Origin of the sequence: Pseudomonas sp. FDAARGOS_761 (assembly GCF_013343155.1) — a bacterium.
Taxonomy (GTDB): domain Bacteria; phylum Pseudomonadota; class Gammaproteobacteria; order Pseudomonadales; family Pseudomonadaceae; genus Pseudomonas; species Pseudomonas aeruginosa.
This window is the reverse complement of record NZ_CP054572.1, coordinates 5,731,702-5,755,322: the sequence shown is the minus strand read 5'-3', so window position 1 is coordinate 5,755,322 and position 23,621 is coordinate 5,731,702. Positions and strand designations below refer to the sequence as shown.

At 67.5% G+C, this 23,621-nt stretch carries 20 protein-coding genes; 11 read left to right on the top strand and 9 right to left on the bottom strand.

The genetic code is table 11. The features are described from left to right. Positions 1 to 1,307: 1,307 nt before the first annotated feature. Together FOC67_RS26800 and FOC67_RS26795 are read right to left on the bottom strand one after the other, a co-directional pair. Entirely contained in the window at positions 1,308 to 2,348 is a 1,041-nt protein-coding gene (locus FOC67_RS26800; protein WP_003096773.1) for a low specificity L-threonine aldolase, read from the bottom strand. Between the two features lie 83 nt (positions 2,349 to 2,431). After that, positions 2,432 to 3,073 carry a hypothetical protein gene (locus tag FOC67_RS26795; protein WP_003096775.1) on the bottom strand — a complete coding sequence of 214 codons (642 nt, stop codon included), beginning with the start codon at positions 3,071 to 3,073 and terminating at the stop codon, positions 2,432 to 2,434. Between the two features lie 215 nt (positions 3,074 to 3,288). On the opposite strand from FOC67_RS26795, the gene FOC67_RS26790 reads away from it, so the two are divergent. From FOC67_RS26790 to FOC67_RS26755, 8 genes are all read left to right on the top strand, one after another. Continuing rightward, positions 3,289 to 4,542 carry a serine hydroxymethyltransferase gene (locus FOC67_RS26790; protein ID WP_003148380.1) on the top strand — a complete coding sequence of 418 codons (1,254 nt, stop codon included), beginning with the start codon at positions 3,289 to 3,291 and terminating at the stop codon, positions 4,540 to 4,542. Between the two features lie 85 nt (positions 4,543 to 4,627). Continuing rightward, positions 4,628 to 5,878, top strand: coding sequence for a sarcosine oxidase subunit beta (locus tag FOC67_RS26785; RefSeq protein WP_003096779.1), 1,251 nt, complete (start codon positions 4,628 to 4,630; stop codon positions 5,876 to 5,878). Between the two features lie 93 nt (positions 5,879 to 5,971). Then, on the top strand, positions 5,972 to 6,292 hold the full coding sequence (locus FOC67_RS26780) for a sarcosine oxidase subunit delta (RefSeq protein ID WP_003096781.1): 321 nt from the start codon (positions 5,972 to 5,974) through the stop codon (positions 6,290 to 6,292). Continuing rightward, entirely contained in the window at positions 6,289 to 9,306 is a 3,018-nt protein-coding gene (locus tag FOC67_RS26775) for a sarcosine oxidase subunit alpha (RefSeq protein WP_009316006.1), read from the top strand. The genes FOC67_RS26780 and FOC67_RS26775 overlap by 4 nt, the downstream gene beginning before the upstream one ends. A gap of 93 nt (positions 9,307 to 9,399) precedes the next feature. Beyond that, positions 9,400 to 10,035, top strand: coding sequence for a sarcosine oxidase subunit gamma family protein (locus FOC67_RS26770; protein ID WP_009316007.1), 636 nt, complete (start codon positions 9,400 to 9,402; stop codon positions 10,033 to 10,035). A gap of 49 nt (positions 10,036 to 10,084) precedes the next feature. Further along, positions 10,085 to 10,942, top strand: a complete 858-nt coding sequence (locus FOC67_RS26765) for a formyltetrahydrofolate deformylase (RefSeq protein ID WP_003096786.1) — start codon at positions 10,085 to 10,087, stop codon at positions 10,940 to 10,942. A 206-nt stretch (positions 10,943 to 11,148) separates the two neighbouring features. Further along, positions 11,149 to 12,348 carry a formaldehyde dehydrogenase, glutathione-independent gene (gene fdhA / locus FOC67_RS26760; RefSeq protein ID WP_003096788.1) on the top strand — a complete coding sequence of 400 codons (1,200 nt, stop codon included), beginning with the start codon at positions 11,149 to 11,151 and terminating at the stop codon, positions 12,346 to 12,348. Positions 12,349 to 12,431: 83 nt separating this feature from the next. Continuing rightward, positions 12,432 to 13,388: a D-hexose-6-phosphate mutarotase gene (locus FOC67_RS26755; protein WP_016852274.1), complete on the top strand. Its 957-nt coding sequence runs from the start codon at positions 12,432 to 12,434 to the stop codon at positions 13,386 to 13,388. Between the two features lie 65 nt (positions 13,389 to 13,453). Here the strand turns inward: FOC67_RS26755 and FOC67_RS26750 are convergent, their stop codons facing one another. The 4 genes from FOC67_RS26750 to purE all read right to left on the bottom strand — a co-directional run bounded on the left by FOC67_RS26750 (position 13,454) and on the right by purE (position 16,028). After that, positions 13,454 to 14,002, bottom strand: a complete 549-nt coding sequence (locus FOC67_RS26750; protein WP_003142080.1) for a DUF3299 domain-containing protein — start codon at positions 14,000 to 14,002, stop codon at positions 13,454 to 13,456. 61 nt (positions 14,003 to 14,063) lie between these two features. Beyond that, positions 14,064 to 14,309 carry a GlsB/YeaQ/YmgE family stress response membrane protein gene (locus FOC67_RS26745; RefSeq protein ID WP_003096795.1) on the bottom strand — a complete coding sequence of 82 codons (246 nt, stop codon included), beginning with the start codon at positions 14,307 to 14,309 and terminating at the stop codon, positions 14,064 to 14,066. 114 nt (positions 14,310 to 14,423) lie between these two features. After that, a complete protein-coding gene (locus FOC67_RS26740; protein WP_003142082.1) occupies positions 14,424 to 15,506 on the bottom strand; it encodes a 5-(carboxyamino)imidazole ribonucleotide synthase in 1,083 nt (360 codons plus the stop codon). Between the two features lie 30 nt (positions 15,507 to 15,536). Then, the gene (purE, locus tag FOC67_RS26735; RefSeq protein ID WP_003106314.1) at positions 15,537 to 16,028 is read right to left on the bottom strand and encodes a 5-(carboxyamino)imidazole ribonucleotide mutase; all 492 of its coding nucleotides are present in this window, start codon (positions 16,026 to 16,028) and stop codon (positions 15,537 to 15,539) included. Between the two features lie 347 nt (positions 16,029 to 16,375). Between purE and adhP the strand changes: the two genes are divergently transcribed. Continuing rightward, positions 16,376 to 17,404 carry an alcohol dehydrogenase AdhP gene (adhP, locus tag FOC67_RS26730; protein ID WP_003096816.1) on the top strand — a complete coding sequence of 343 codons (1,029 nt, stop codon included), beginning with the start codon at positions 16,376 to 16,378 and terminating at the stop codon, positions 17,402 to 17,404. Between the two features lie 36 nt (positions 17,405 to 17,440). Here adhP and FOC67_RS26725 read toward each other — a convergent pair whose 3' ends face one another. Then, positions 17,441 to 18,349: a LysR substrate-binding domain-containing protein gene (locus FOC67_RS26725; protein ID WP_003122350.1), complete on the bottom strand. Its 909-nt coding sequence runs from the start codon at positions 18,347 to 18,349 to the stop codon at positions 17,441 to 17,443. A gap of 175 nt (positions 18,350 to 18,524) precedes the next feature. On the opposite strand from FOC67_RS26725, the gene aspA reads away from it, so the two are divergent. Then, a complete protein-coding gene (aspA, locus tag FOC67_RS26720) occupies positions 18,525 to 19,949 on the top strand; it encodes an aspartate ammonia-lyase (protein ID WP_003096822.1) in 1,425 nt (474 codons plus the stop codon). A 363-nt stretch (positions 19,950 to 20,312) separates the two neighbouring features. Here aspA and FOC67_RS26715 read toward each other — a convergent pair whose 3' ends face one another. Together FOC67_RS26715 and FOC67_RS26710 are read right to left on the bottom strand one after the other, a co-directional pair. Beyond that, positions 20,313 to 21,527, bottom strand: coding sequence for a YeeE/YedE family protein (locus tag FOC67_RS26715; RefSeq protein ID WP_003106317.1), 1,215 nt, complete (start codon positions 21,525 to 21,527; stop codon positions 20,313 to 20,315). Between the two features lie 36 nt (positions 21,528 to 21,563). Further along, positions 21,564 to 23,039 (bottom strand): PLP-dependent aminotransferase family protein, encoded by a 1,476-nt coding sequence (locus FOC67_RS26710; protein WP_023092781.1) that lies wholly within the window; start codon positions 23,037 to 23,039, stop codon positions 21,564 to 21,566. Between the two features lie 127 nt (positions 23,040 to 23,166). Here FOC67_RS26710 and FOC67_RS26705 point away from each other — a divergent pair, with 127 nt between their 5' ends. Next, positions 23,167 to 23,616 carry a GNAT family N-acetyltransferase gene (locus FOC67_RS26705; protein WP_003142089.1) on the top strand — a complete coding sequence of 150 codons (450 nt, stop codon included), beginning with the start codon at positions 23,167 to 23,169 and terminating at the stop codon, positions 23,614 to 23,616. Positions 23,617 to 23,621 lie beyond the last annotated feature (5 nt).

The window sequence follows — 23,621 nt, the reverse complement described above, 5'->3', positions numbered from 1 at the left end:
CACCAGGGCGCCAAGGTTGTCCACATTCGGACTGGAATTCCATACAGGTGTCTTCTCGCCACCTTGGCGTTCTCGACGATCGATTGTAAGCATTTGAAGTTAAAGGTAAAAACGACAACTTCAAGTTGGTTTCAGGCTCCAGGAACAAAGCCCTTGCCGATCTCTGGAGAGGCCTTTCGAGGGTAGGTTGATCACAGACTTATCCACAGACCGTGTGGTCCATGAGACCCCCTGATACCCCGCGGGTCAACGATCGCTATACCGACGATGTCCACTCGCCCTGGCGCATGGGCTCCGCCAGCACATCCGGCTACCCTCCGGGTGAATCGCGCTTCTCCTCCGCTCGCGCTAGGCGCAGTCTCCTGCTCATTTAACGATCAATCCGCCAGAGACCCCGCCGTCCGGCCGCCCCAAGCGTGAGCGAACAATTTTTCCACAGGGCTTTACACTCCCCTTGGGGAAAACCAGAAAAATATTCACAGGATGAAGAAAAAACCTGGCCTATTCTGGCTCTTCATCCCTTCCCGCCCGGCCTGACCATTTATTGACCAACTCCATGCAGGCCTTACCTTATAAGGCTTACAGAACTATCCATACAGGTTGTCCACAAGGCTTTCCAGGCCTTTTGTGAGCAACCCTGCGTTTGTGCACATGCCCCCTAAAGCAAGCCGGCAGCCTGTTGACAGAAAATCCGCTCAATTCTTGACCAATAGCCTGGAAGGCGCGGGCCCTCTGGCTCCCAGCATTCTATAAACAGGCTCTGCACACTGACCTCAACAGGAATTGGGGGAAATTCCCGGCGGCGGCCGCAACCGCTGTTCCAGCGCCATCGGAGCGGGAGAATTTTGTCTTTTTCCTCAAGCCGTTACGTCCGCGCAGGGGGTTTGCGGCATTTGCCCCCACTTCGCTCCTTGCTTTTCTATCCACAGGCCTGTCTGGGTCCCGCAGGGACAATGCCCGTCACCGTTTCGTCAGCGCTTTTCACCTGAACCTTCATCGTCCTTTCACAAACGGCTGTTTTCGCTCAAAAACCGACCAACCTCCGAAGAGCCCGGCAGGGCGCCGCGCGGAAGCGACTGCGAACACGTTATTCACATTCGACTCCACAGTGTTTGTGGATTGGCCAGGTTCTCCTGGCATGGGAGTGGAACCGCGTGGATAAAGGCTTTCAACACCCCCGGCGGAGATAGGGAGGGTGTTGCCGGGGGCACTTTTGCATAGCTCCCGAACAGTTAGCCCACAGAGTTATCCACAGGAGATGAGGAAAGAGCGGCCGCCCCGGTTCATAGAGGCGGCCGAGAGCGGACTCAGGCGCCCATCACCAGGCGGATGTCCCGCGCCAGTTCGCGGACCCGCTCGATATCGGTATCCCAGGAACACATGAAACGCGCGCCACCTTCACCGATGAAGGTGTAGAAGCGCCAGCCGCGCGCGCGCAAGGCTTCGATCGCCGGCTCGGAAAGCTGCAGGAACACGCCGTTGGCTTCTACCGGGAACATCAGGCTGACGCCGGGAACGTCGGCCACCAGTTCGGCCAACAGCCGCGCGCAGCGGTTGGCGTGATCGGCGTAGCGCAGCCAGGCATCGTCCTGCAGTACGCCGACCCAGGGCGCGGCGAGGAAGCGCATCTTCGAGGCCAGTTGGCCGGCCTGCTTGCAGCGGTAGTCGAAGTCCTCGGCCAGGTCGCGGTTGAAGAACAGGATCGCCTCGCCCACCGCCATGCCGTTCTTGGTGCCGCCGAAGCAGAGCACGTCGACCCCGGCCTTCCAGCTCAGCTCCGCCGGCGAGCAGCCGAGGAAGGCGCAGGCGTTGGAGAAGCGCGCGCCGTCCATGTGCAGGTGCAGGCCGAGTTCCTTGCAGGTGGCGCTGATCGCCTTCAACTCGTCCGGGCGGTACACCGTACCGACCTCGGTGGCCTGGGTGAGAGTCACCACGCGCGGCTTCGGATAGTGGATATCCTGGCGCTTGAGAGCGATGTCGCGGATCGACGCCGGGGTCAGCTTGCCGACCTCGGTCTGCGCCAGCAGCAGCTTGGAGCCGTTGGAGAAGAACTCCGGCGCGCCGCACTCGTCGGTCTCGACGTGGGCGGTCTCCGAGCAGATCACGCTGTGGTAGCTCTGGCACAGCGCGGCCAGGGCCAGGGAGTTGGCGGCGGTGCCGTTGAAGGCGAAGAACACTTCGCAATCGGTCTCGAACAACTGGCGGAAGTAGTCCGAAGCGCGCGCGGTCCACTGGTCGTCGCCATAGGCGCGCTCGTGGCCGCGGTTGGCTTCGGCCATCGCCGCCCAGGCTTCGGGGCAGATACCGGAATAGTTGTCGCTGGCGAACTGTTGGGTGTTATCGGTCATGTGGGCCTCGGATGGAACGGTTGCCGAGCCCTCGTGGGGCTCCGTGCGGTCGCGCCGGTACGGGTAGGTGCCGGCACAGTCTGTCAGGGTAGCTTGGTCAGCTTCATCTGCTCGACGAACGGCACCAGCACCTGGCGCATCGCCGTGGCGCTGCCGCCATTGGGCATGTCGCGGGTGCTGAGGGTCAGTACGTAGCGGTTCTTGATCACTCCGCTGAGGGTCGAGACGCCCTCCTCGCCCTTGGCCGGGACCATCACCCCCAGCGGGTCGCCCATTCGCGTGGTATCGATCAGCGGCAGGTAGTCCTCGCCGCCGAAGCGCTCGGCGGTGCCGTTCTTCAGGGCGGTCTCGCGGGTCTTGTGGAGCAGGGTCAGGTTGGTCTGGGTCATCTCGCGCAGCTTGTCCTGCGCCGCCCGATAGGCCACCGCGTCGCCCTCGGTCGGCGGCGCCGGCAGGCCGGTGTCGGTGAGGACGATCTCCAGGCGCTTGCTGCCGTCGGCGGCGCCGAAGACCACGGTGGCATCGTTGTAGCCGCACTGGCGGGAGAGGAAGTCGTAGCCGAACAGTGGCTTGCCGGCCGGCGGCAAGGCCACTTCGAGTTCATGGCCGGTGCAGGAATCGGCCGGCAGCGCAGGCGCGGCGGCCTGCTTTTCATCGCCGCCCCCGCACCCTTGCAGGGATGCGCCGAGCAGCACGGCGGAAAGGAAGATCAGCGGGCGTTTCATGGTGTTCTCGCAAGACGAAGAGCACGCAGTTTAGCGCCAGCCCGGGGCGTTCCGCATCGGTTGCCGAATCCCACCGCCATGTCGCAAACGCACCTCCCCGTGGCGTGCATAGGCATCTGGGCCGGCAGGGCCGGTCATACCATCGCTGGCAAAGGGACCGCGTGTCCCGTTGCAGCCATTCCGGCGCGGTTCCGGCGCCGCAGGGAGACCCAGCGATGTTCAGCAAGCATGACCAGATCCGCGGCTACGACGACGAACTGCTCGCCGCGATGGACGCCGAAGAGGCCCGCCAGGAAGACCATCTCGAACTGATCGCCTCGGAGAACTACACCAGCAAGCGGGTCATGCAGGCGCAGGGCAGCGGTCTGACCAACAAGTATGCCGAGGGCTATCCGGGCAAGCGCTACTACGGCGGCTGCGAACACGTCGACAAGGTCGAGCGGCTGGCCATCGACCGCGCCAGGCAGCTGTTCGGCGCCGACTACGCCAACGTCCAGCCGCATTCCGGTTCCTCGGCCAACGCCGCGGTGTACCTGGCGCTGCTCAACGCCGGCGACACCATCCTCGGCATGAGCCTGGCCCACGGCGGTCATCTCACCCACGGCGCCAAGGTGTCCTCCTCCGGCAAGCTGTACAACGCCGTGCAGTACGGCCTGGACACCGCTACCGGGCTGATCGACTACGACGAAGTCGAGCGCCTGGCCGTGGAGCATAAGCCGAAGATGATCGTCGCCGGCTTCTCCGCCTACTCCAAGACCCTCGACTTCCCGCGCTTCCGCGCCATCGCCGACAAGGTCGGCGCGCTGCTGTTCGTCGACATGGCCCACGTCGCCGGGCTGGTCGCCGCCGGCCTCTACCCGAACCCGATCCCCTTCGCCGACGTGGTCACCACCACCACCCACAAGACCCTGCGCGGCCCGCGCGGCGGCCTGATCCTGGCGCGCGCCAACGAGGAGATCGAGAAGAAGCTCAACTCCGCGGTATTCCCCGGCGCCCAGGGCGGCCCGCTGATGCACGTGATCGCGGCCAAGGCGGTGTGCTTCAAGGAAGCGCTGGAGCCGGGCTTCAAGGACTACCAGGCGCAGGTGATCCGCAACGCCAAGGCGATGGCCGAGGTGTTCATCGGCCGCGGCTACGACGTGGTTTCCGGCGGCACCGACAACCACCTGATGCTGATCAGCCTGGTTCGCCAGGGCCTGACCGGCAAGGAAGCCGACGCCGCCCTCGGCCGGGTCGGCATCACGGTGAACAAGAACGCCGTGCCGAACGATCCGCAGAGCCCGTTCGTCACCTCCGGCATCCGCATCGGCACCCCGGCCATCACCACCCGCGGGCTGCAGGAAGCGCAAAGCCGCGAGCTGGCCGGCTGGATCTGCGACATCCTCGACCACCTCGGCGATGCCGACGTGGAAGCCAAGGTCGCCACCCAGGTCGCCGGTCTCTGCGCGGACTTCCCGGTCTATCGCTGAGCCCCCCGAAGACGGTCGGGGAGCCCGACGCGCCCCGGCCCAACCCTCTCCGCGGGAGAGGGAGCAACAGTTCAGGAGCATCCACATGCAACGCTACTCCGGCTTCGGCCTGTTAAAGCATTCACTGAGCCATCACGAGAACTGGCAACGCATGTGGCGCACGCCCACGCCGAAGCCGGTCTACGACGTGGTCATCGTCGGCGGCGGCGGGCACGGCCTGGCCACCGCCTACTACCTGGCCAAGGAACACGGCATCAGCAACGTGGCGGTGGTCGAGAAAGGTTGGCTGGGCGGCGGCAACACCGCGCGCAACACCACCATCGTGCGCTCCAACTACCTGTGGGACGAGTCCGCGCTGCTCTACGAACACGCGATGAAGCTGTGGGAGGGCCTGTCCCAGGACCTCAACTACAACGTGATGTTCTCCCAGCGCGGGGTCTACAACCTCTGCCACACCCTCCAGGACATGCGCGACGGCGAGCGCCGGGTCAGCGCCAACCGCCTCAACGGCGTCGACGGCGAACTGTTGAACGCGCAGCAGGTGGCGGAGGAGATTCCCTACCTGGACTGCAGCAAGAACACCCGCTACCCGATCATGGGCGCGACCATCCAGCGTCGCGGCGGCGTCGCCCGCCATGATGCGGTGGCCTGGGGCTTCGCCCGCGCCGCCGATGCCCTCGGCGTGGACCTGATCCAGCAGACCGAAGTCACCGGCTTCCGCAAGCAGGACGGCGCGGTGATCGGCGTCGAGACCAACCGCGGCTTCATCGGCGCGCGCCGTGTCGGCGTGGTCACCGCCGGCAACTCCGGGCACATGGCCAGGCTCGCCGGCTTCCGCCTGCCGCTGGAGTCGCACCCGTTGCAGGCGCTGGTCTCCGAGCCGCTGAAGCCGATCATCGACAGCGTGATCATGTCCAACGCCGTGCATGGCTACATCAGCCAGTCGGACAAAGGCGACCTGGTCATCGGCGCCGGCATCGACGGCTACAACGGCTACGGCCAGCGCGGCTCTTACCCGGTGATCGAGCACACCCTGCAAGCCATCGTCGAGATGTTCCCGGTGCTCTCGCGGGTACGCATGAACCGCCAGTGGGGCGGCATCGTCGACACCACCCCGGACGCCTGCCCGATCATCGGCAAGACTCCGGTGCAGAACCTGTTCTTCAACTGCGGCTGGGGCACCGGCGGCTTCAAGGCCACTCCCGGCTCCGGAAACGTCTTCGCCGCCACCCTGGCCAAGGGAGAACCGCATCCGCTGGCCGCGCCCTTCTCCATCGAACGCTTCCACAGCGGTGCGCTGATCGACGAGCACGGCGCGGCGGCAGTGGCGCACTGACAAAAGCCGCCCGAAGGGCGAAATCCGCTGCCCCTCGCCCTTCAGGGAGAGGGTGCCGGTCAACCGGCAAGAACAGTTTCCGGAGGCTACAAAATGCTGAATATCTTCTGCCCCCACTGCGGCGAACTGCGTTCCGAAGAGGAATTCCACGCCAAGGGTCAGGCCCACATCCCGCGCCCGCTCGACCCGAACGCCTGCAGCGACGAGGAATGGGGCGACTACATGTTCTTCCGCGACAACCCGCGCGGCCTCCATCACGAGCTGTGGGTGCACGCCGCCGGCTGCCGCAAGTACTTCAACGTCACCCGCCATACGGTGACCTACGAGATCCTCGAGACCTACCTGATCGGCGAGCAGCCCAGCGTCGTCGCCGACGGTGAGAAGAAACCCGCCGTACAAGGGGAACCGGCATGAGCCAGATCAATCGCCTGTCCAGCGGCGGCCGCATCGACCGCAACCGCCCGCTGACCTTCAGCTTCAACGGCCAGCACTACCAGGGCTATGCCGGCGACACCCTGGCCGCCGCGCTGCTGGCCAACGGCGTCGACATCGTCGGCCGCAGCTTCAAGTACTCGCGGGCGCGCGGCATCGTCGCCGCCGGCGCCGAGGAGCCCAACGCGATCCTGCAGATCGGCTCCCGCGAAGCCACCCAGATCCCCAACGTACGCGCCACCCAGCAGGCCCTCTACGGCGGCCTGGTGGCCACCAGTACCAACGGCTGGCCGAACGTGCAGAACGACCTGATGGGAATCTTCGGCAAGGTCGGCGGCAAGCTGATGCCGCCCGGTTTCTACTACAAGACCTTCATGTACCCGCAGTCGATGTGGATGACCTACGAGAAGTACATCCGCAAGGCCGCCGGCCTGGGCCGCGCGCCGACCGAGGTCGATCCGGACAGCTACGACTGGATGAACCACCACTGCGACGTGCTGGTGGTCGGCGCCGGCCCGGCCGGCCTGGCTGCCGCCCTCGCCGCCGCTCGCAGCGGCGCGCGGGTGATCCTCGCCGACGAGCAGGAAGAGTTCGGCGGCAGCCTGCTGGACACCCGCGAGACCCTCGACGGCAAGCCCGCCGCCGAGTGGGTCGCGGACGCCGTGGCCGAGCTGCAAGGCCTGTCGGAGGTCATCCTGCTGCCGCGCTCCACGGTCAACGGCTACCACGATCACAACTTCCTCACCATCCACGAGCGGCGTACCGACCACCTCGGCGAGGTCGCCCCGCTCGGCCAGGTCCGCCAGCGCGTGCACCGCGTGCGCGCCAAGCGCGTGGTACTGGCCGCCGGCGCCCATGAGCGGCCGTTGGTCTACGGCAACAACGACCTGCCCGGCAACATGCTCGCCGGCGCGGTTTCCACCTATGTACGGCGCTACGGCGTGGCACCGGGCAAGAAACTGGTGCTGGCCACCAACAACGACTACGCCTACCGCGTCGCCCTCGACTGGCAGGAAGCCGGCCTGCAAGTGGTGGCCATCGCCGACGCCAGGGCCAATCCGCGCGGCGAGTGGGTCGAGGAAGCACGCCAACGCGGTATGCGGGTGATCACCGGCAGTTCGGTGATCGAGGCTCGCGGCGGCAAGCGGGTCAGCGGCGCCAAGGTCGCCCGGATCGACTTGCAGGCCATGCGCGCCAGCGGCGGCGAATGGCTGGACTGCGACCTGATCGCCAGCTCCGGCGGCTACAGCCCGGTCGTGCACCTGGCCTCGCACCTGGGCGGCAAGCCGGAATGGCGCGAGGAAATCCTCGCCTTCGTCCCCGGCGACGGCCTGCAGAAACGCATCTGCGCCGGCGCCGTGAACGGCGTGTTCGGGCTCGCCGAGGTGCTCGCCGACGGCTACCAGGCCGGGAGCCGCGCCGCCCTCGACGCCGGCTACAAGACCGCCGCCGGCAGCCTGCCGAAGGTCCAGCCGCGCCGCGAGGAAGCACCCGTCGCGCTGTTCCAGGTGCCCCACGAAAAGCCCACGGCGCGCGCGCCGAAGCAGTTCGTCGATCCGCAGAACGACGTCACCGCCGCCGCCATCGAACTGGCCTGCCGCGAGGGCTTCGAGTCCATCGAGCACGTCAAGCGCTACACCGCGCTGGGCTTCGGCACCGACCAGGGCAAGCTGGGCAACATCAACGGCCTGGCGATCGCCGCGCGGGCCCAGGGCAAGAGCATCGCCGACACCGGCACCACCATGTTCCGTCCGAACTACACCCCGGTGACCTTCGGCGCCGTCGCCGGCCGCCACTGCGGGCACCTGTTCGAACCGGTGCGCTTCACCGCCCTGCACGCCTGGCACGTGAAGAACGGCGCCGAGTTCGAGGACGTCGGCCAGTGGAAGCGGCCGTGGTACTTCCCGCGCCGCGGCGAGGACATGCACGCCGCCGTGGCCCGCGAATGCCGCGCGGTGCGCGAGGCGGTCGGCCTGCTCGACGCCTCGACCCTGGGCAAGATCGACATCCAGGGCCCGGACGCGCGGGAGTTCCTCAACCGGGTCTACACCAACGCCTGGACCAAGCTCGACGTCGGCAAGGCGCGCTACGGCCTGATGTGCAAGGAAGACGGGATGGTCTTCGACGACGGCGTGACCGCCTGCCTGGCCGACAACCACTTCGTCATGACCACCACCACCGGCGGCGCCGCCCGCGTACTGGAGTGGCTGGAGCTGTACCACCAGACCGAATGGCCGGAGCTGAAGGTGTACTTCACCTCGGTCACCGACCACTACGCGACCCTCACCCTGTCCGGCCCGAACAGCCGCAAGCTGCTCGCCGAAGTCACCGACATCGACCTGGACAAGGACGCCTTCCCCTTCATGACCTGGAAGGAAGGCAAGGTCGCCGGGGTGCCGGCGCGGGTGTTCCGCATCTCCTTCACCGGCGAGCTGAGCTACGAGGTGAACGTCCAGGCCGACTACGCCATGGGCGTGCTCGAAGCGCTCGCCGAGCACGGCGCGAAGTACGGCCTGACGCCCTACGGCACCGAGACCATGCACGTCCTGCGCGCCGAGAAGGGCTTCATCATCGTCGGCCAGGACACCGATGCCTCGGTCACCCCGGACGATCTCAACATGGGCTGGGCGGTGGGCCGCAGCAAGCCGTTCTCCTGGATCGGCTGGCGCGGCATGAACCGCGCCGACTGCCTGCGCGAGGATCGCAAGCAACTGGTCGGACTCAGGCCGAGCAACCCGCAGGAGGTACTGCCCGAAGGCGCACAACTGGTGTTCGACACCCAGCAGGCGATCCCGATGAAGATGGTCGGCCACGTCACCTCCAGCTACATGAGCGCCAGCCTCGGCCACGGCTTCGCCCTGGCGGTGGTGAAAGGCGGCCTCAAGCGCATGGGCCAGAAGGTCTACGCGCCGCTGGCGGACGGCCGCTTCATCGAGGCGGAGATCTGCTCCTCGGTGTTCTACGACCCCAAAGGGGAGCGGCAGAACGTGGATTGACCGGAGAGGGATGCGCTCCTCTCCCCGGCCCTCTTCCCGAAGGGAGAAGGCAGACAGGCTACCAGGGCGCGCGGCGCCCCAAGGTGAAAACGAATGAGCAAGGCAAACGTCTACCAGCAACGCCCCGAACCCGGCGTCCACGCCGAATCGCCGCTGCACCATGCCGAGCTGCACAAGCTCGCCGGCAAGACCGCCGCGAAGGCCGGTATCGTCCTGTGCGAGAAGAAGCTGCTCGGCCACCTGGTGCTGCGCGGCGATGCCGCCGACCCGGCCTTCGCCGCCGCCGTGCACCAGGCCCTCGGCCTGGAACTGCCGGTGGCCCTGACCCTGGTCGCCAGCGGCGAGACCTCGCTGCAATGGCTGGCCCCGGACGAATGGTTGCTGATCGTCCCCGGCGGCGAGGAATATGCCGTCGAACAGCGCCTGCGCCAGGCCCTGGGCGAGGAGCTGCACTACGCGGTGGTCAACGTCAGCGGCGGGCAGACGCTGCTCGAACTGAGCGGAGCGAACGTCCGCGAACTGCTGATGAAATCCACCAGCTACGACGTGCATCCGAGCAACTTCCCGGTGGGCAAGGCGGTCGGCAGCATCTTCGCCAAGTCGCAATGCGTGATCCGCCATACCGGCGAGGACACCTGGGAGCTGGTCGTGCGCCGCAGCTTCGCCGACTACTTCTGGCTCTGGTTGCAGGACGCCAGCGCCGAATACGGCCTGCAGGTAGCGGCATGAGCAGCCTTACCCGCTCCCCGGGAGGGGATACCGGACCCGGAGCCTCGCGATGAGCCGTACCCCCGACACCTGGATCCTCACCGCCGACAGTCCCAGCCTACTGGGCACCGTCGACGTGGTGACGCGCTACCTCTTCGAGCAGCGCTGCTACGTCACCGAGCACCATTCGTTCGACGACCGCCTGGCGCAACGCTTCTTCATCCGCGTGGAGTTCCGCGCCGGCGACGGCTTCGACGAAGCCTCCTTCCGCGCCGGACTGGCCGAACGGGTGGCACCGTTCGGCATGCGTACCGAGCTGACCGCGCCGGGCTACCGCAGCCAGGTGGCGATCATGGTTTCCAAGGCCGACCACTGCCTGAACGACCTGCTCTACCGCCAGCGCATCGGCCAGTTGCCGATGGACGTGGTGGCGGTGATTTCCAATCACCCGGACCTGGAGCCGCTGGCGCGCTGGCACGGCATTCCCTACCACCACTTCCCGCTCGACCCGAACGACAAGCCGGCCCAGGAAGCCAGGGTCTGGCAGGTGCTCGAAGAGAGTGGCGCCGAGCTGGTGATCCTCGCTCGCTACATGCAGGTGCTGTCGCCGGAACTGTGCCGACGCCTGGACGGCTGGGCGATCAACATCCATCACTCCCTGCTGCCCGGCTTCAAGGGCGCCAAGCCGTACCACCAGGCCTACCAGAAGGGCGTGAAGCTGGTCGGCGCCACCGCCCACTACATCAACAACGACCTCGACGAAGGGCCGATCATCGCCCAGGGCGTCGAGACGGTCGACCACGCCCACTACCCCGAGGACCTGATCGCCAAGGGCCGCGACATCGAGTGCCTGACCCTGGCGCGGGCGGTGGGCTACCACATCGAGCGGAGGGTATTCCTCAACGCCAATCGGACCGTGGTGCTGTAAGCGCGCCCTCTCTCCCCAACCCTCGCTGAAGGAAGAGCGCCAGGGAGAGGGGCGCTTCCCACGGCCTCGCGTCCCGAGCAACACCGACAGCCCGCCGGCTGCCAGCATTCTCCGGCCCTGTCGCGCAACAGACGACTTTCCAGTGCAAAGCCGCGCGGCCGTGGACGCCGCGCATTTGTACCCACAACGACAAAGAGGAAACGCGTATGTCTGGCAATCGTGGTGTGGTCTATCTCGGCCCGGGCAAGGTCGAGGTGCAGAACATTCCCTATCCGAAGATGCAGGACCCGCAGGGCCGGCAGATCGACCACGGGGTGATCCTGCGGGTGGTCTCCACCAACATCTGCGGCTCCGACCAGCACATGGTGCGCGGCCGCACCACCGCGCCGGAAGGCCTGGTGCTGGGCCACGAGATCACCGGCGAGGTGGTGGAGATCGGGCGTGGCGTGGAAACCATGAAGATCGGCGACCTGGTCTCGGTACCGTTCAACGTCGCCTGCGGTCACTGCCGTACCTGCAAGGAACAGCACACCGGCGTCTGCCTGACGGTCAATCCGGCGCGGGCCGGCGGCGCCTACGGCTACGTCGACATGGGCGGCTGGGTCGGCGGCCAGGCCGAATACGTGCTGGTGCCCTACGCCGACTTCAACCTGCTGAAACTGCCCAACCGCGAAGCGGCGATGGAGAAGATCCGCGACCTGACCTGCCTTTCGGACATCCTCCCCACCGGCTACCACGGCGCGGTCACCGCCGGCGTCGGCCCGGGCAGCACGGTCTACATCGCCGGCGCCGGTCCGGTCGGCCTGGCCGCGGCGGCCTCGGCACGCCTGCTCGGCGCGGCGGTGGTGATCGTCGGCGACGTCAACCCGACCCGCCTGGCCCATGCCAAGAAACAGGGCTTCGAGATCGCCGACCTGTCCAAGGACACCCCGCTGCACGAACAGATCGCCGCTCTGTTGGGCGAGCCGGAGGTCGACTGCGCGGTCGACGCGGTCGGTTTCGAGGCGCGCGGCCACGGCCATTCGGGCTCGCAGCAGGAAGCCCCGGCCACCGTGCTCAACTCGCTGATGGGCATCACCCGGGTCGCCGGCAAGATCGGCATCCCCGGCCTGTACGTCACCGAAGACCCGGGCGCGGTGGACGCGGCCGCCAAGCACGGCGCCCTGAGCATCCGCTTCGGCCTGGGCTGGGCCAAGTCGCACAGCTTCCATACCGGCCAGACCCCGGTGATGAAGTACAACCGCCAGCTGATGCAGGCGATCATGTGGGACCGGATCAAGATCGCCGACATCGTCGGGGTGGAAGTCATCACCCTCGACGATGCGCCGAAAGGCTACGGCGAGTTCGACGCCGGGGTGCCGAAGAAGTTCGTCATCGACCCGCACAACCTGTTCCGCGCGGCCTGAACCACCGGCAACAACCGACGCGGCCTACGGGCCGCGTCTTCGTTGGCGCTATCCGGGGGAACTGCCGGCGATAAAATGGATCGGTGATACTGCTGCCATCCATTCGCGTCCCGGAGACCGCCATGAGCACCGATAGCCCGATCAACCGCGTCGAACAGGTACAGGTCGACGACCTGGCCTGCTGGCGCATCCACACCGCCCATGGCGAGGCGCTGATCGCCCAGCAGGGCGCGCAACTGCTCAGCTACCAGCCCCACGAACAGCCGCCGCTGGTCTGGCTCAGCGACGAGGCCGGCTACCGGCGCGGGCAGTCGGTACGCGGCGGGGTGCCGGTGTGCTGGCCGTGGTTCGGTCCGCTGGAGCGCAACCCGCAGGAAGTCCGCGGCCAGGTGGAAGATGGCCTGAAGGCGCCCGCCCACGGGCTGGTCCGGGCGGTCGACTGGGAAATCGACGACATCGCCGAGGAGGACGGCGACCTCTGCGTCAGCTTCCGCCTCGACGCCCCCGATGGCCTCCCCGGCTGGCCGCACCCGGCGGCGCTGCGCATGCTGTTCCGCTTCGGCGAGCGCCTGACCTTGCGACTCACCAGCGAGAACCTCGGCAGCAAGCCGCTGGTGCTCAGCCAGGCACTGCACACCTACTTCGCGGTCAGCGACAGCCGCGAGATCGCCATCGAGGGCCTGGAAGGCGCGCGCTACATCGAGACCCTGGAGAACTGGGAAGAACGCACTCAGCACGGCGCGGTACGGGTCAAGGGCGAACTGGACCGCATCTACCTCGGTCTCGAACGCGACCTGCTGATCAAGGACCCGCGCTGGGAACGCAGCATCCACCTGCACGCCCTCGACTCGCGCTCGGCGGTGGTCTGGAACCCCTGGGTGGACAAGTCCCGGCGTCTCTCGCAGTTCGCCGACGACGCCTGGCAGCAGATGCTCTGCATCGAGACCGGGCGGGTCTGGGACGACCTCATGGTGGTCGCCCCCGGGCGCAGCGAAAGCTTTGGCGTGCAGATCTGGAGCGAGCCGCTGAAACGACCCTGAGCGGGTCGGCGAGCGGACGGGGCGGCTCGCGTCGTCCGCCATGGGCCGTTGCGCAGGTGCCGGCCCTACAGGTCCGCTTCCTCCACTACCTTCACCTGCGCCTTGTCGATGGCGTAGGCGGCATCGGCCAGGTCATTGCTCACCTGCTCGATCTTCAGCGTGCCGCTGACCCACAGCGGGGTGTAGATATCGGCCAGCTTCAGCCCCTGTGGATAACGCACCAGGACGATCTGGTTCGGCGGCGGCGGCGGCACGTGGATGCAGGCGCCCGGATAGGGCACCAGGAAGAATTCGGTGACGCGGCCCTTGGCGTCGTTCTCCAGCGGCACCGGGTAGCCGCCGAGGCGGATCGCCTTGCCATCCAGGCTGGCGACGGTCTTGGCCGAATACATCACCGCCGGCATCTTTCGGTCCGACTGCTTCAGGCCACCCTTGCTGGTGAAGGTGCCGGCGGCCTCCGGGGTGTCGTGAATGATGTCGGGCATTTCTTCCAGCGCCTTGCGGTCGGCCGGCGGCATCAGTTCCAGCCAGTCGGTCTCGGGCAGTTCGGCGTGGGCCAGGGGTGAGGACAACAGGGCGAGCAGCAACAGGCGGGCGAACGGGAAGCGGCGCATGATGGCGGGAATACCGGCGAAGTGAGGAAACGCCGGCCCCCGCGGGGGCCGGCCAGAGCCATCAATTCTTCTTGATCAGGCCGTAAATGACCAGCAGTACGACGGCGCCGACCACCGCGCCGATGAAACCGGCCGCCTGGCCGGCCTGGTAGAAGCCGATCGCCTGGCCGCCGTAGGTGGCCAGCAGCGAACCGCCGATGCCGAGCAGGATGGTCATGATCCAGCCCATGCTGTCGTCACCTGGCTTCAGAAAGCGTGCAACGAGACCAACGATCAGTCCGACGATGATGGTTCCGATTAATCCCATGACAGTCCCTCCTTACGGGTGTATGCGCATGTATTGCGCCTGCCATGGGACAGTGTAGAAAAGCCTTGGGTTCAGTGCCGCCCGCCAACCCAAGGATGGGCGGACGGCAATCGCTCACGCCTCGATCAGCGCCTCGACCTCGGCGATGCGCGCCTGCAGCGTCGCCCGGTCGGCACAGCGCAGGGTGGCGTGGCCAACCTTGCGGCCGTTCTTGAAGGCCTTGCCGTAGTGATGCAGGTGGCAATCGGCGACGGCGACCACCTGATCCACCGGGGGCACTGCGCCGATGAAATTGAGCATCGCGCTCTCGCCGACCTTGGCGGTCGAGCCCAGCGGCAGGCCGGCGACGGCGCGCAGGTGGTTCTCGAACTGGCTGCACTCGGCGCCTTCGATGGTCCAGTGCCCGGAGTTGTGCACGCGCGGGGCGATCTCGTTGGCCTTCAGGCCGCCGTCCACCTCGAAGAACTCGAAGGCCAGCACGCCGACGTAGTCGAGCCGGGCCAGCACGCGGCCGACGTAGTCCTCGGCCAGCGCCTGCAACGGATGCCCGCTGCTGGCCACGGAGAGCTTGAGGATGCCGCTGTCGTGGGTGTTGTGCACCAGCGGGTAGAAACGCGTCTCGCCATCACGGGCGCGCACCGCCACCAGCGAGACTTCCCCGGTGAACGGCACGAAGCCCTCGAGGATGCACGGCACGCTGCCCAGTTCGGCGAACGCGCCCTGCACGTCGGCCGGCTGGCGCAGGACCTTCTGGCCCTTGCCGTCGTAGCCCAGGGTGCGGGTCTTGAGCACCGCCGGCAGGCCGATGGCGGCCGCGGCGGCATCGAGGTCGGCCTGGGACTGGACGTCGGCGAAGTCCGGGGTGGGAATGCCGAGGTCCTTGAACATCGACTTCTCGAACCAGCGGTCGCGGGCGATGCGCAGCGACTCGGCGTTCGGGTAGACCGGCACGAACTGGGAGAGGAAGGCCACGGTTTCCGCCGGCACGCTCTCGAACTCGAAGGTCACCAGGTCGACCTCGTCGGCCAGTTGCCGCAGGTGCTCCTGGTCGCCGTAGTCGGCGCGGATGTGCTCGCCCAGGGAGGCCGCGCAGGCGTCCGGCGCCGGGTCGAGGAAAGCGAAGTTCATGCCCAGCGGGGTTCCCGCCAGGGCCAGCATGCGGCCCAGCTGGCCGCCACCGATGACACCGATTTTCATGGTTCGAGCCTTACCTTCTCAGAGCCTGTCTCACGCATCGCGCGGGTCGGGATTGTCCAGCACGGTTTCGGTCTGGTTGGCGCGGAACTGCTTCAGCGCCTCGTGGTACTGCGGGTGCTTGGCGCCGAGGATGCTCGCCGAGAGCAGCGCCGCGTTGACCGCGCCGGCCTTGCCGATGGCCAGGGTGGCGACCGGTACGCCGGCGGGCATCTGCACGATGGAGAGCAGCGAGTCGACACCCGACAGCATCGACGACTGTACCGGCACGCCGAGTACCGGCAGGTGGGTCTTGGCCGCGCACATGCCCGGCAGGTGGGCGGCGCCGCCAGCGCCGGCGATGATCACTTCGAGGCCGCGGCCTTCGGCTTCCTCGGCGTACTGGAAGAGCAGGTCCGGGGTGCGGTGGGCGGAAACCACCTTCACTTCGTAGGGGATGCCCAGCTTGTCCAGCATGTCCGCGGTGTGACTGAGGGTGCTCCAGTCCGATTTGGAACCCATGATCACGCCAACCAGTGCGCTCATCGTCGTGCCTCTCTCAAATGCGCCGTCCGGCGCGTCAGAAACCAACAAGCCACGCTTCGTCGAGGGGCGTGGCTTGTACTGGGCCGAGCCGGCGGGCAGTGCCGGTTCGAAGGCGGCGCAGTATACCGCAAAGGCAGGCCGGGCGCGCGCCGGGGGCTACCGTCCGTCCCGTTTTTTCGCGCCATGGCGGGAAACTTGCCGCAACTCAATGCGCGCCTGCCACGAGCGGCCAGACTGGTTGTCGCGGCGCGCTCCGAGGGAGCGGCGGCCGCGCCGGTTCCGCAGCCTGTCGCGGTGCCCGTCAAAGGCACCGCGACAGGCGCTCAGCCCCGTCCAAGGAGATGACCATGACCCTGCCACAGACCATGAAAGCCGCGGTCGTGCACGCCTACGGCGCGCCGCTGCGGATCGAGGAAGTCAAGGTTCCGCTGCCCGGCCCCGGGCAGGTACTGGTGAAGATCGAAGCCTCCGGCGTCTGCCACACCGACCTGCACGCCGCCGAGGGCGACTGGCCGGTGAAGCCGCCGTTGCCGTTCATTCCCGGTCACGAAGGCGTCGGCTACGTCGCCGCGGTGGGCAGCGGAGTGACCCGGGTGAAGGAAGGCGACCGGGTCGGCATCCCCTGGCTGTACACCGCCTGCGGCTGCTGCGAGCACTGCCTGACCGGCTGGGAGACCCTCTGCGAGAGCCAGCAGAACACCGGCTACTCGGTGAACGGCGGCTATGCCGAATACGTATTGGCCGACCCGAACTACGTCGGAATTCTGCCGAAAAACGTCGAATTCGCTGAAATCGCGCCGATCCTCTGCGCCGGCGTCACCGTCTACAAGGGGCTCAAGCAGACCAACGCGCGCCCCGGCCAGTGGGTGGCGATCTCCGGCATCGGCGGCCTCGGCCACGTCGCCGTGCAGTACGCCAGGGCCATGGGCCTGCACGTCGCCGCCATCGACATCGACGACGCCAAGCTGGAACTGGCGCGCAAGCTCGGTGCCAGCCTGACGGTCAACGCCCGGCAGGAAGACCCGGTGGAGGTGCTCCAGCGCGACATCGGCGGCGCCCACGGGGTGCTGGTCACCGCGGTATCCAACAGCGCCTTCGGCCAGGCCATCGGCATGGCGCGCCGCGGCGGCACCATCGCCCTGGTCGGCCTGCCGCCGGGTGACTTCCCGACGCCGATCTTCGACGTGGTGCTCAAGGGCCTGCACATCGCCGGCTCCATCGTCGGCACCCGCGCGGACCTTCAGGAAGCCCTCGACTTTGCCGGCGAAGGCCTGGTCAAGGCGACCATCCATCCGGGCAAGCTGGACGACATCAACCAGATCCTCGACCAGATGCGCGCCGGGCAGATCGAGGGGCGCATCGTCCTCGAAATGTGACCTGCGGGGCGGCGTCCCGGCGCCGCCCTTGCCTGTCTACTCGACGCTGCCCAGCCCGCCTTCCAGCTTGCGCCAGAGCAGGCGGATCGCCGCCTTGCGTACCAGCGCGCAGCGGTACAGGCGGATTTCCTGCGGCACGAACCATTGCGGCCCGCCACAGATCGCCAGCTCGCCGCGCTCCAGTTCGTTGACCACGCTCAGCCGTGGCACCCAGGCCACGCCCATGCCTTGCAGCGCCATGCTCTTCAGGCTGTCGGCCATCGCCGTCTCGTAGACCGTGGTGTAGCGCAGGTTGCGCTGTCGCAGCAGCAGGTTGACCCCGCGGCCGAGGAAGGCGCTGGCGCTGTAGGCGAGCAGCGGCACGCTCTGGCCGTTCTCCAGGTCGAACAGCGGCAGGCCCTCGGCGTTCACCGCGCAAACCGGCAGCATCTCGGTGCGCCCCAGGTGCAGCGAGGGGAAGATCTCCGGGTCCATCTGCAACGCGGCGTCAGGGTCGTAGAACGCCAGCATCAGGTCGCAGCTACCCTCGCGCAGGGAATGCACCGCCTCGCCGACGTTGGTGGCGATCAGCCGGCTGGCGATGTTCAGCCCCTCGTTGCGCAGCCGCGCGATCCACTGCGGGAAGAAGCCCAGCGCCAGCGAGTGGGCGGCGGCGAACTGCAGCACCTCGCCCTGCCCGCCTTCCAGGTGGTGCAGGTGGCGCACCACCTGGCCGAGCTGCTCGACCACGCTGCGCGCGGTGACCAGGAACAGCTGCCCGGCCTCGGTCAGTTCCACCGGCGTGCGCTGGCGATTCACCAGGGTCAGGCCGAGGGCGTCCTCCAGGCTGCGAATGCGCCGGCTGAAGGCCGGCTGGGTGACGAAGCGTTTCTCCGCCGCCTGGGAAAAGCTGCGGGTGCCGGCCAGGGCGATGAAATCCTCCAGCCACTTCAGTTCGAGGTTCACGACGGGAAAGGCTCCGGTAAGGCGATGACACGTCCGCCATCATACCAGCGTCACATCCAACATTATGCCGTTTGTGCATGAGGCAGCGTTTAACAGCATTGGCCACGAAATCGTCACATCCTTAGTCTAGTGGGCATCGCGGCACTGGCCGTGTCCCTCTGAGACAAATCCCGTCATGTCCCCCGTTGCATCTTCCCGTATCGAGAAAGACCTGCTCGGCACCCTCGAAGTGCCCGCTGACGCCTACTACGGCATCCAGACCCTGCGCGCCGTGAACAACTTCCGCCTCTCCGGGGTGCCGCTGTCGCACTACCCGAAGCTGGTCGTTGCCCTGGCCATGGTCAAGCAGGCCGCCGCCGACGCCAACCGTCAGCTCGGCCATCTCCCGGAAGACAAGCACGCCGCCATCAGCGAGGCCTGCGCCCGCCTGATCCGCGGCGATTTCCACGAGCAGTTCGTGGTGGACATGATCCAGGGCGGCGCCGGCACCTCCACCAACATGAACGCGAACGAAGTGATCGCGAACATCGCGCTGGAAGCCATGGGCCACACCAAGGGTGAGTACAAGTACCTGCACCCGAACAACGATGTGAACATGGCGCAGTCGACCAACGACGCCTACCCGACCGCCATCCGCCTGGGCCTGCTGCTCGGCCACGACACCCTGCTGGCCAGCCTCGACAGCCTGATCCAGGCCTTCGCCGCCAAGGGCGTCGAATTCGCCGGCGTACTGAAGATGGGCCGCACCCAGTTGCAGGACGCCGTGCCGATGACCCTCGGCCAGGAATTCCACGCTTTCGCCACCACCCTCGGCGAAGACCTCGACCGCCTGCGTCGCCTGGCGCCGGAGCTGCTCACCGAAGTGAACCTCGGTGGCACCGCCATCGGCACCGGCATCAACGCCGACCCCGGCTACCAGAAGCTCGCCGTCGAGCGCCTGGCCGCCATCAGCGGGCAGCCGCTGAAGCCGGCCGCCGACCTGATCGAAGCCACCTCCGACATGGGCGCCTTCGTGCTGTTCTCCGGCATGCTCAAGCGCACCGCGGTCAAGCTGTCGAAGATCTGCAACGACCTGCGCCTGCTCTCCAGCGGCCCGCGCACCGGCATCAACGAGATCAACCTGCCGCCGCGCCAGCCGGGCAGTTCGATCATGCCGGGCAAGGTCAACCCGGTGATCCCGGAAGCGGTCAACCAGGTCGCTTTCGAAGTGATCGGCAACGACCTCGCCCTGACCCTGGCGGCCGAAGGCGGCCAGTTGCAACTGAACGTGATGGAGCCGCTGATCGCCTACAAGATCTTCGACTCGATCCGCCTGCTGCAACGCGCCATGGACATGCTCCGCGAGCACTGCATCACCGGCATCACCGCCAACGTCGAGCGCTGCCACGAACTGGTCGAGCACAGCATCGGCCTGGTCACCGCGCTGAACCCGTACATCGGCTACGAGAACTCCACGCGGATCGCCAAGACCGCCCTGGAGAGCGGCCGCGGCGTCCTGGAACTGGTACGCGAGGAAAAGCTGCTGGACGAAGCCACCCTGGCCGACATCCTGCTGCCGGAAAACATGATCGCGCCGCGCCTGATTCCGCTGCGCGCCTGATCCGATACGAGATCGAGCGCGCCCAGGTCCGGCTGTCGACGCAGCCGGGCCGCAGCGCAGCCGATCGAAGAAGGCTCACCGGTAGAGGGGGAGTACTACCCCCTCGACCTTTAGGGATGGATACCCTTCATCCCTTCTTTTATACCCGGCGCCCCGGCCCAGCCGCGGCGCCACGCTCACCGGTCGAGAGGGATACCAACTTTCCCTCTCTACACTCTGAGGGACACGGCGACCTGCGGTGTCCCTTCTTTTTTTCACCGCTCAGGACGGCCCGCAGATCTTCCCCGTTGCCGAGGTGTTGTGTGGCTGCGCTCACCTGTGGATAACGTCTACGTCATACGTCCTACGAAGGCATATCCCCTCTCAACACCCCGTCAACCCTTGCTCCCGCCGCTCCTCCGGGAAGAAATAAGGCCTCAATACCCGTACCCCGACGCTGTTGCCGGCAAACGCCGCCACCAACCACAACCAGCCATGCAGGCTGCCGGAAGCGATCCCGCTGAAATACGCGCCGATGTTGCAGCCATAGGCCAGGCGCGCGCCGTAGCCGAGCAGCAGCCCGCCGATCACCGCCGCCGCCAGCGAACGGCGCGGGATGTCCAGGTTCGGCGCGAAGCGTCCGGCCAGGCCGGCGGCGAGCAGCGCGCCGAGGACGATGCCGATGTCCATCACGCTGGTGATGTCTTCCCACAGCGGCGCGGCCAGCGCCTTGGCGTTCGCCGGCGTCTGCCAGAAGGCCCAGGCGCCGACGTCCAGGCCCACGCCCTGGGCGATCTTCGCGCCCCACAGGGCGAAGGCCGACGTGATGCCCCAGGGGCGTCCGGCGAGGTACAGGGTGAGGAAGTTGAGCAGCGCCAGCGCAAGCGCGCCCCAGACCAGCGGCCAGGGGCCGCGGAGGAAGCGCCGCCAGCCGCGCCATTCGGCGCTCGGCGGGGTTTCCAGGGTGCCGTGGCGGGCCTTCTCCATGCGTACCGTGACCCCGGCGATGCCGATGAACACCGCCAGGCTCAACACCAGCGCCGGTGCCAGGCCCAGTTCGGCGACCAGCGAGATCGGCGGCAGCGACGGCAGGGCGAACCACCAGCCGACATGCTGGGTGGCGATCAGCGAGCCGAGGATGAAGAACAGCAGGGTCACCAGCATCCGCGCGTTGCCGCCGCCGACGGTGAACAGGGTGCCGGAGGCGCAGCCGCCGCCCAGTTGCATGCCGATGCCGAAAATGAAGGCGCCGACGATCACCGAAGTGCCGACCGGCGAGACGAAACCGCTCACCGGCTGGCCGAACAGGCTGCCCGCCGCCAGCGCCGGGAAGAACAGCAGCACCGCCAGCGCCAGCATCACCATCTGCGCGCGCAGCCCGGCGCCACGCCGTTCGCGGATGAATACCCGCCAGGCGGAGGTGAAGCCGAAGGCGGCGTGGTAGAGGGTTAGGCCCAGGGCGCCGCCGACGATGAAGAGGATGGCCTGGCGCGCGCTGACCGCGTTGAACAGGAACAGCCCGCCGAGCACCAGCAGGGCGAAGGCGATCAGGGGGGCGGCGAGCTTGCGCTCGGGCGCGGCGGAAAGGGCGACACTCATGGCTACTCCTGGGCGCGAGGGTGATCCGGGGGCATTCTAGTCAGTCGCGACGACGGGTCCAACCAGGGCCTCCCGCCGCCAGGCCTTGCGCAACGCCCGCAGCGCTTCGTCGATACGCGCCTCGGGTACTGCCGCGAAGCCCAGCACCAGGCCCGCGCGGTCGTCTGGCGCAACGCTGGAGTCGTCCATCCAGTAGTCGCTCAAGGCGCTGACTTCCACCCCGGCGGCTGCCGCCGCGGCGATCAGGGCCCGCTCGCGCGCCAGGCTGTCGACCCGCACGCACAGGTGCAGCCCCGCCTCCACCGCCGGCAACGGCTGGCAACCCGGCGCCTCTGGCCAGCCCCGCAGCAAGGCGTCGCGGCGGGCGCGGGCGGCGCGGCGCATGCGGCGGACGTGGCGCTGGAAATGCCCCTCGGCGATGAAGTCGGCCATGACCCGCTGGGTGCCCACCTCCGAATGGCGTACCTCGATGGCCCGCCGCTGGCGGAAGCGCTCGACCAGCGCCGGCGGGACCACCAGGTAGCCCAGGCGCAACGCCGGGAAGGCGATCTTGCAGAAGGTCCCGACGTAGAGCACCCGGCCCTGTCGGTCCAGCGCGGCCAGCGGCGCCAGCGGCGTACCGCTGTAGCGATACTCGCCGTCGTAGTCGTCCTCGACGATCCAGCCGTCGGCGCGCTCGGCCCACTCCAGCAGCTCCAGGCGCCGCGCCAGCGACAGGGTGACGCCGGTGGGGTACTGGTGTGACGGCGTGACATAGGCCAGGCGGCAGCCTGCGATGCCCGCGAGCCGGTCGCTGCGCAGGCCCTCGGCGTCGATGTCGATCCCGTGCGGTACCGCGCCGGTCGCGGCGAAGGCCAGGCGCGCCGCGCGGTAGCCGGGGTTTTCCACAGCCACCGGATCGCCGTTCTCGAGCAACACCTGGGCGCACAGGCGGATGGCCTGCTGCGCGCCATGGGTGACGATCACCTGTTCCGCCTCGCAGCGCAGGCCGCGAGCGCTGCGCAGGTAGGCGGCGATCAGCTCGCGCAGGCGCGCCTCGCCGGCCGGGTCGCCGTAGCCCAGGCAGTCCGCCGGCGGGTTGCGCCAGAAGCGCGCCTGTAGCCGCGCCCAGGTGTCGAAGGGGAACAGGTCGAAGGCCGGCACGCCGACGCGGAACGCTCGCGGCGCGCCTTCCGGTGGCGGCGCCAGGGCCGCCGGGCCGCGCGGCGCGGGAGCGCTCGGGGCGACGGCGGGGGCCCTGCCTGGGATTTCCTGCAACTCGGCAACGTAGGTGCCGTCGCCTGTGCGCCCGTCGATATAGCCCTCGGCGTGCAACTGTTCATAGGCCCGCACCACGGTGTTGCGCGAGACCTTCAGGGCCTGGGCCAGCTCGCGGCTGGCGGGCATCCGCGTGCGGCTGCCGAGGCGGCCATCGAGGATCCGTTCGCGCAGCGCGGCGTAGAGCTGGCGGGCCAGGCCCTGGGCGGGATCGAGGTGGATACCGGCGGCATCGAAGGGCAGTACGGTGGCCATGGCGGTCTCGGAGGGAAGAAAGCGCCAGTGTGGATTGGACCTGTGGAATTGACCAGCAATGGATCTTCTAGAGGACCATTTCCCGGCCTAGTCTGGAGGCACCTTTACCCGGACATGGAACCGAGCCATGAGCACGTCCCTGCAGATTCGTCCCGTCGGCGCCGCCGACCACGCCGCCTGGCTGCCGCTGTGGGAGGGCTACCAGCGCTTCTACAAGACCGAGATCGCCGCCGCTACCAGCGACGCCACCTGGCAGCGCTTCCTCGACGCCGACGAACCGATGAACGCCGCCCTCGCCTGGCTCGACGAGCGCGCCGTGGGCCTGGTGCACTGGATCTACCACCGCTCCTGCTGGACCGTCGGCGACTACTGCTACCTGCAGGACCTGTTCGTCGCCGAGGGCCTGCGCGGCGAAGGCATAGGGCGCCGGCTGATCGAGCATGTCTACGCCGAGGCCGGCGCCGCTGGCTGTTCGCGGGTGCACTGGCTGACCCACGAGAGCAACAGCGACGCGATGAAGCTGTACGAGCGCATCGCCGACAAGTCCGGTTTCCTTCAGTACCGCAGGATTCTCTGAGGCCC

What these genes read in the sequence shown, in the direction of transcription:
- FOC67_RS26800 (WP_003096773.1), bottom strand. Translation starts at nt 2,348, where the DNA reads ATGACCGATAACACCCAACAGTTCGCCAGCGACAACTATTCCGGTATC.
- FOC67_RS26795 (WP_003096775.1), bottom strand. Translation starts at nt 3,073, where the DNA reads ATGAAACGCCCGCTGATCTTCCTTTCCGCCGTGCTGCTCGGCGCATCC.
- FOC67_RS26790 (WP_003148380.1), top strand. Translation starts at nt 3,289, where the DNA reads ATGTTCAGCAAGCATGACCAGATCCGCGGCTACGACGACGAACTGCTC.
- FOC67_RS26785 (WP_003096779.1), top strand. Translation starts at nt 4,628, where the DNA reads ATGCAACGCTACTCCGGCTTCGGCCTGTTAAAGCATTCACTGAGCCAT.
- FOC67_RS26780 (WP_003096781.1), top strand. Translation starts at nt 5,972, where the DNA reads ATGCTGAATATCTTCTGCCCCCACTGCGGCGAACTGCGTTCCGAAGAG.
- FOC67_RS26775 (WP_009316006.1), top strand. Translation starts at nt 6,289, where the DNA reads ATGAGCCAGATCAATCGCCTGTCCAGCGGCGGCCGCATCGACCGCAAC.
- FOC67_RS26770 (WP_009316007.1), top strand. Translation starts at nt 9,400, where the DNA reads ATGAGCAAGGCAAACGTCTACCAGCAACGCCCCGAACCCGGCGTCCAC.
- FOC67_RS26765 (WP_003096786.1), top strand. Translation starts at nt 10,085, where the DNA reads ATGAGCCGTACCCCCGACACCTGGATCCTCACCGCCGACAGTCCCAGC.
- fdhA (WP_003096788.1), top strand. Translation starts at nt 11,149, where the DNA reads ATGTCTGGCAATCGTGGTGTGGTCTATCTCGGCCCGGGCAAGGTCGAG.
- FOC67_RS26750 (WP_003142080.1), bottom strand. Translation starts at nt 14,002, where the DNA reads ATGCGCCGCTTCCCGTTCGCCCGCCTGTTGCTGCTCGCCCTGTTGTCC.
- FOC67_RS26745 (WP_003096795.1), bottom strand. Translation starts at nt 14,309, where the DNA reads ATGGGATTAATCGGAACCATCATCGTCGGACTGATCGTTGGTCTCGTT.
- FOC67_RS26740 (WP_003142082.1), bottom strand. Translation starts at nt 15,506, where the DNA reads ATGAAAATCGGTGTCATCGGTGGCGGCCAGCTGGGCCGCATGCTGGCC.
- purE (WP_003106314.1), bottom strand. Translation starts at nt 16,028, where the DNA reads ATGAGCGCACTGGTTGGCGTGATCATGGGTTCCAAATCGGACTGGAGC.
- adhP (WP_003096816.1), top strand. Translation starts at nt 16,376, where the DNA reads ATGACCCTGCCACAGACCATGAAAGCCGCGGTCGTGCACGCCTACGGC.
- aspA (WP_003096822.1), top strand. Translation starts at nt 18,525, where the DNA reads ATGTCCCCCGTTGCATCTTCCCGTATCGAGAAAGACCTGCTCGGCACC.
- FOC67_RS26715 (WP_003106317.1), bottom strand. Translation starts at nt 21,527, where the DNA reads ATGAGTGTCGCCCTTTCCGCCGCGCCCGAGCGCAAGCTCGCCGCCCCC.
- FOC67_RS26710 (WP_023092781.1), bottom strand. Translation starts at nt 23,039, where the DNA reads ATGGCCACCGTACTGCCCTTCGATGCCGCCGGTATCCACCTCGATCCC.
- FOC67_RS26705 (WP_003142089.1), top strand. Translation starts at nt 23,167, where the DNA reads ATGAGCACGTCCCTGCAGATTCGTCCCGTCGGCGCCGCCGACCACGCC.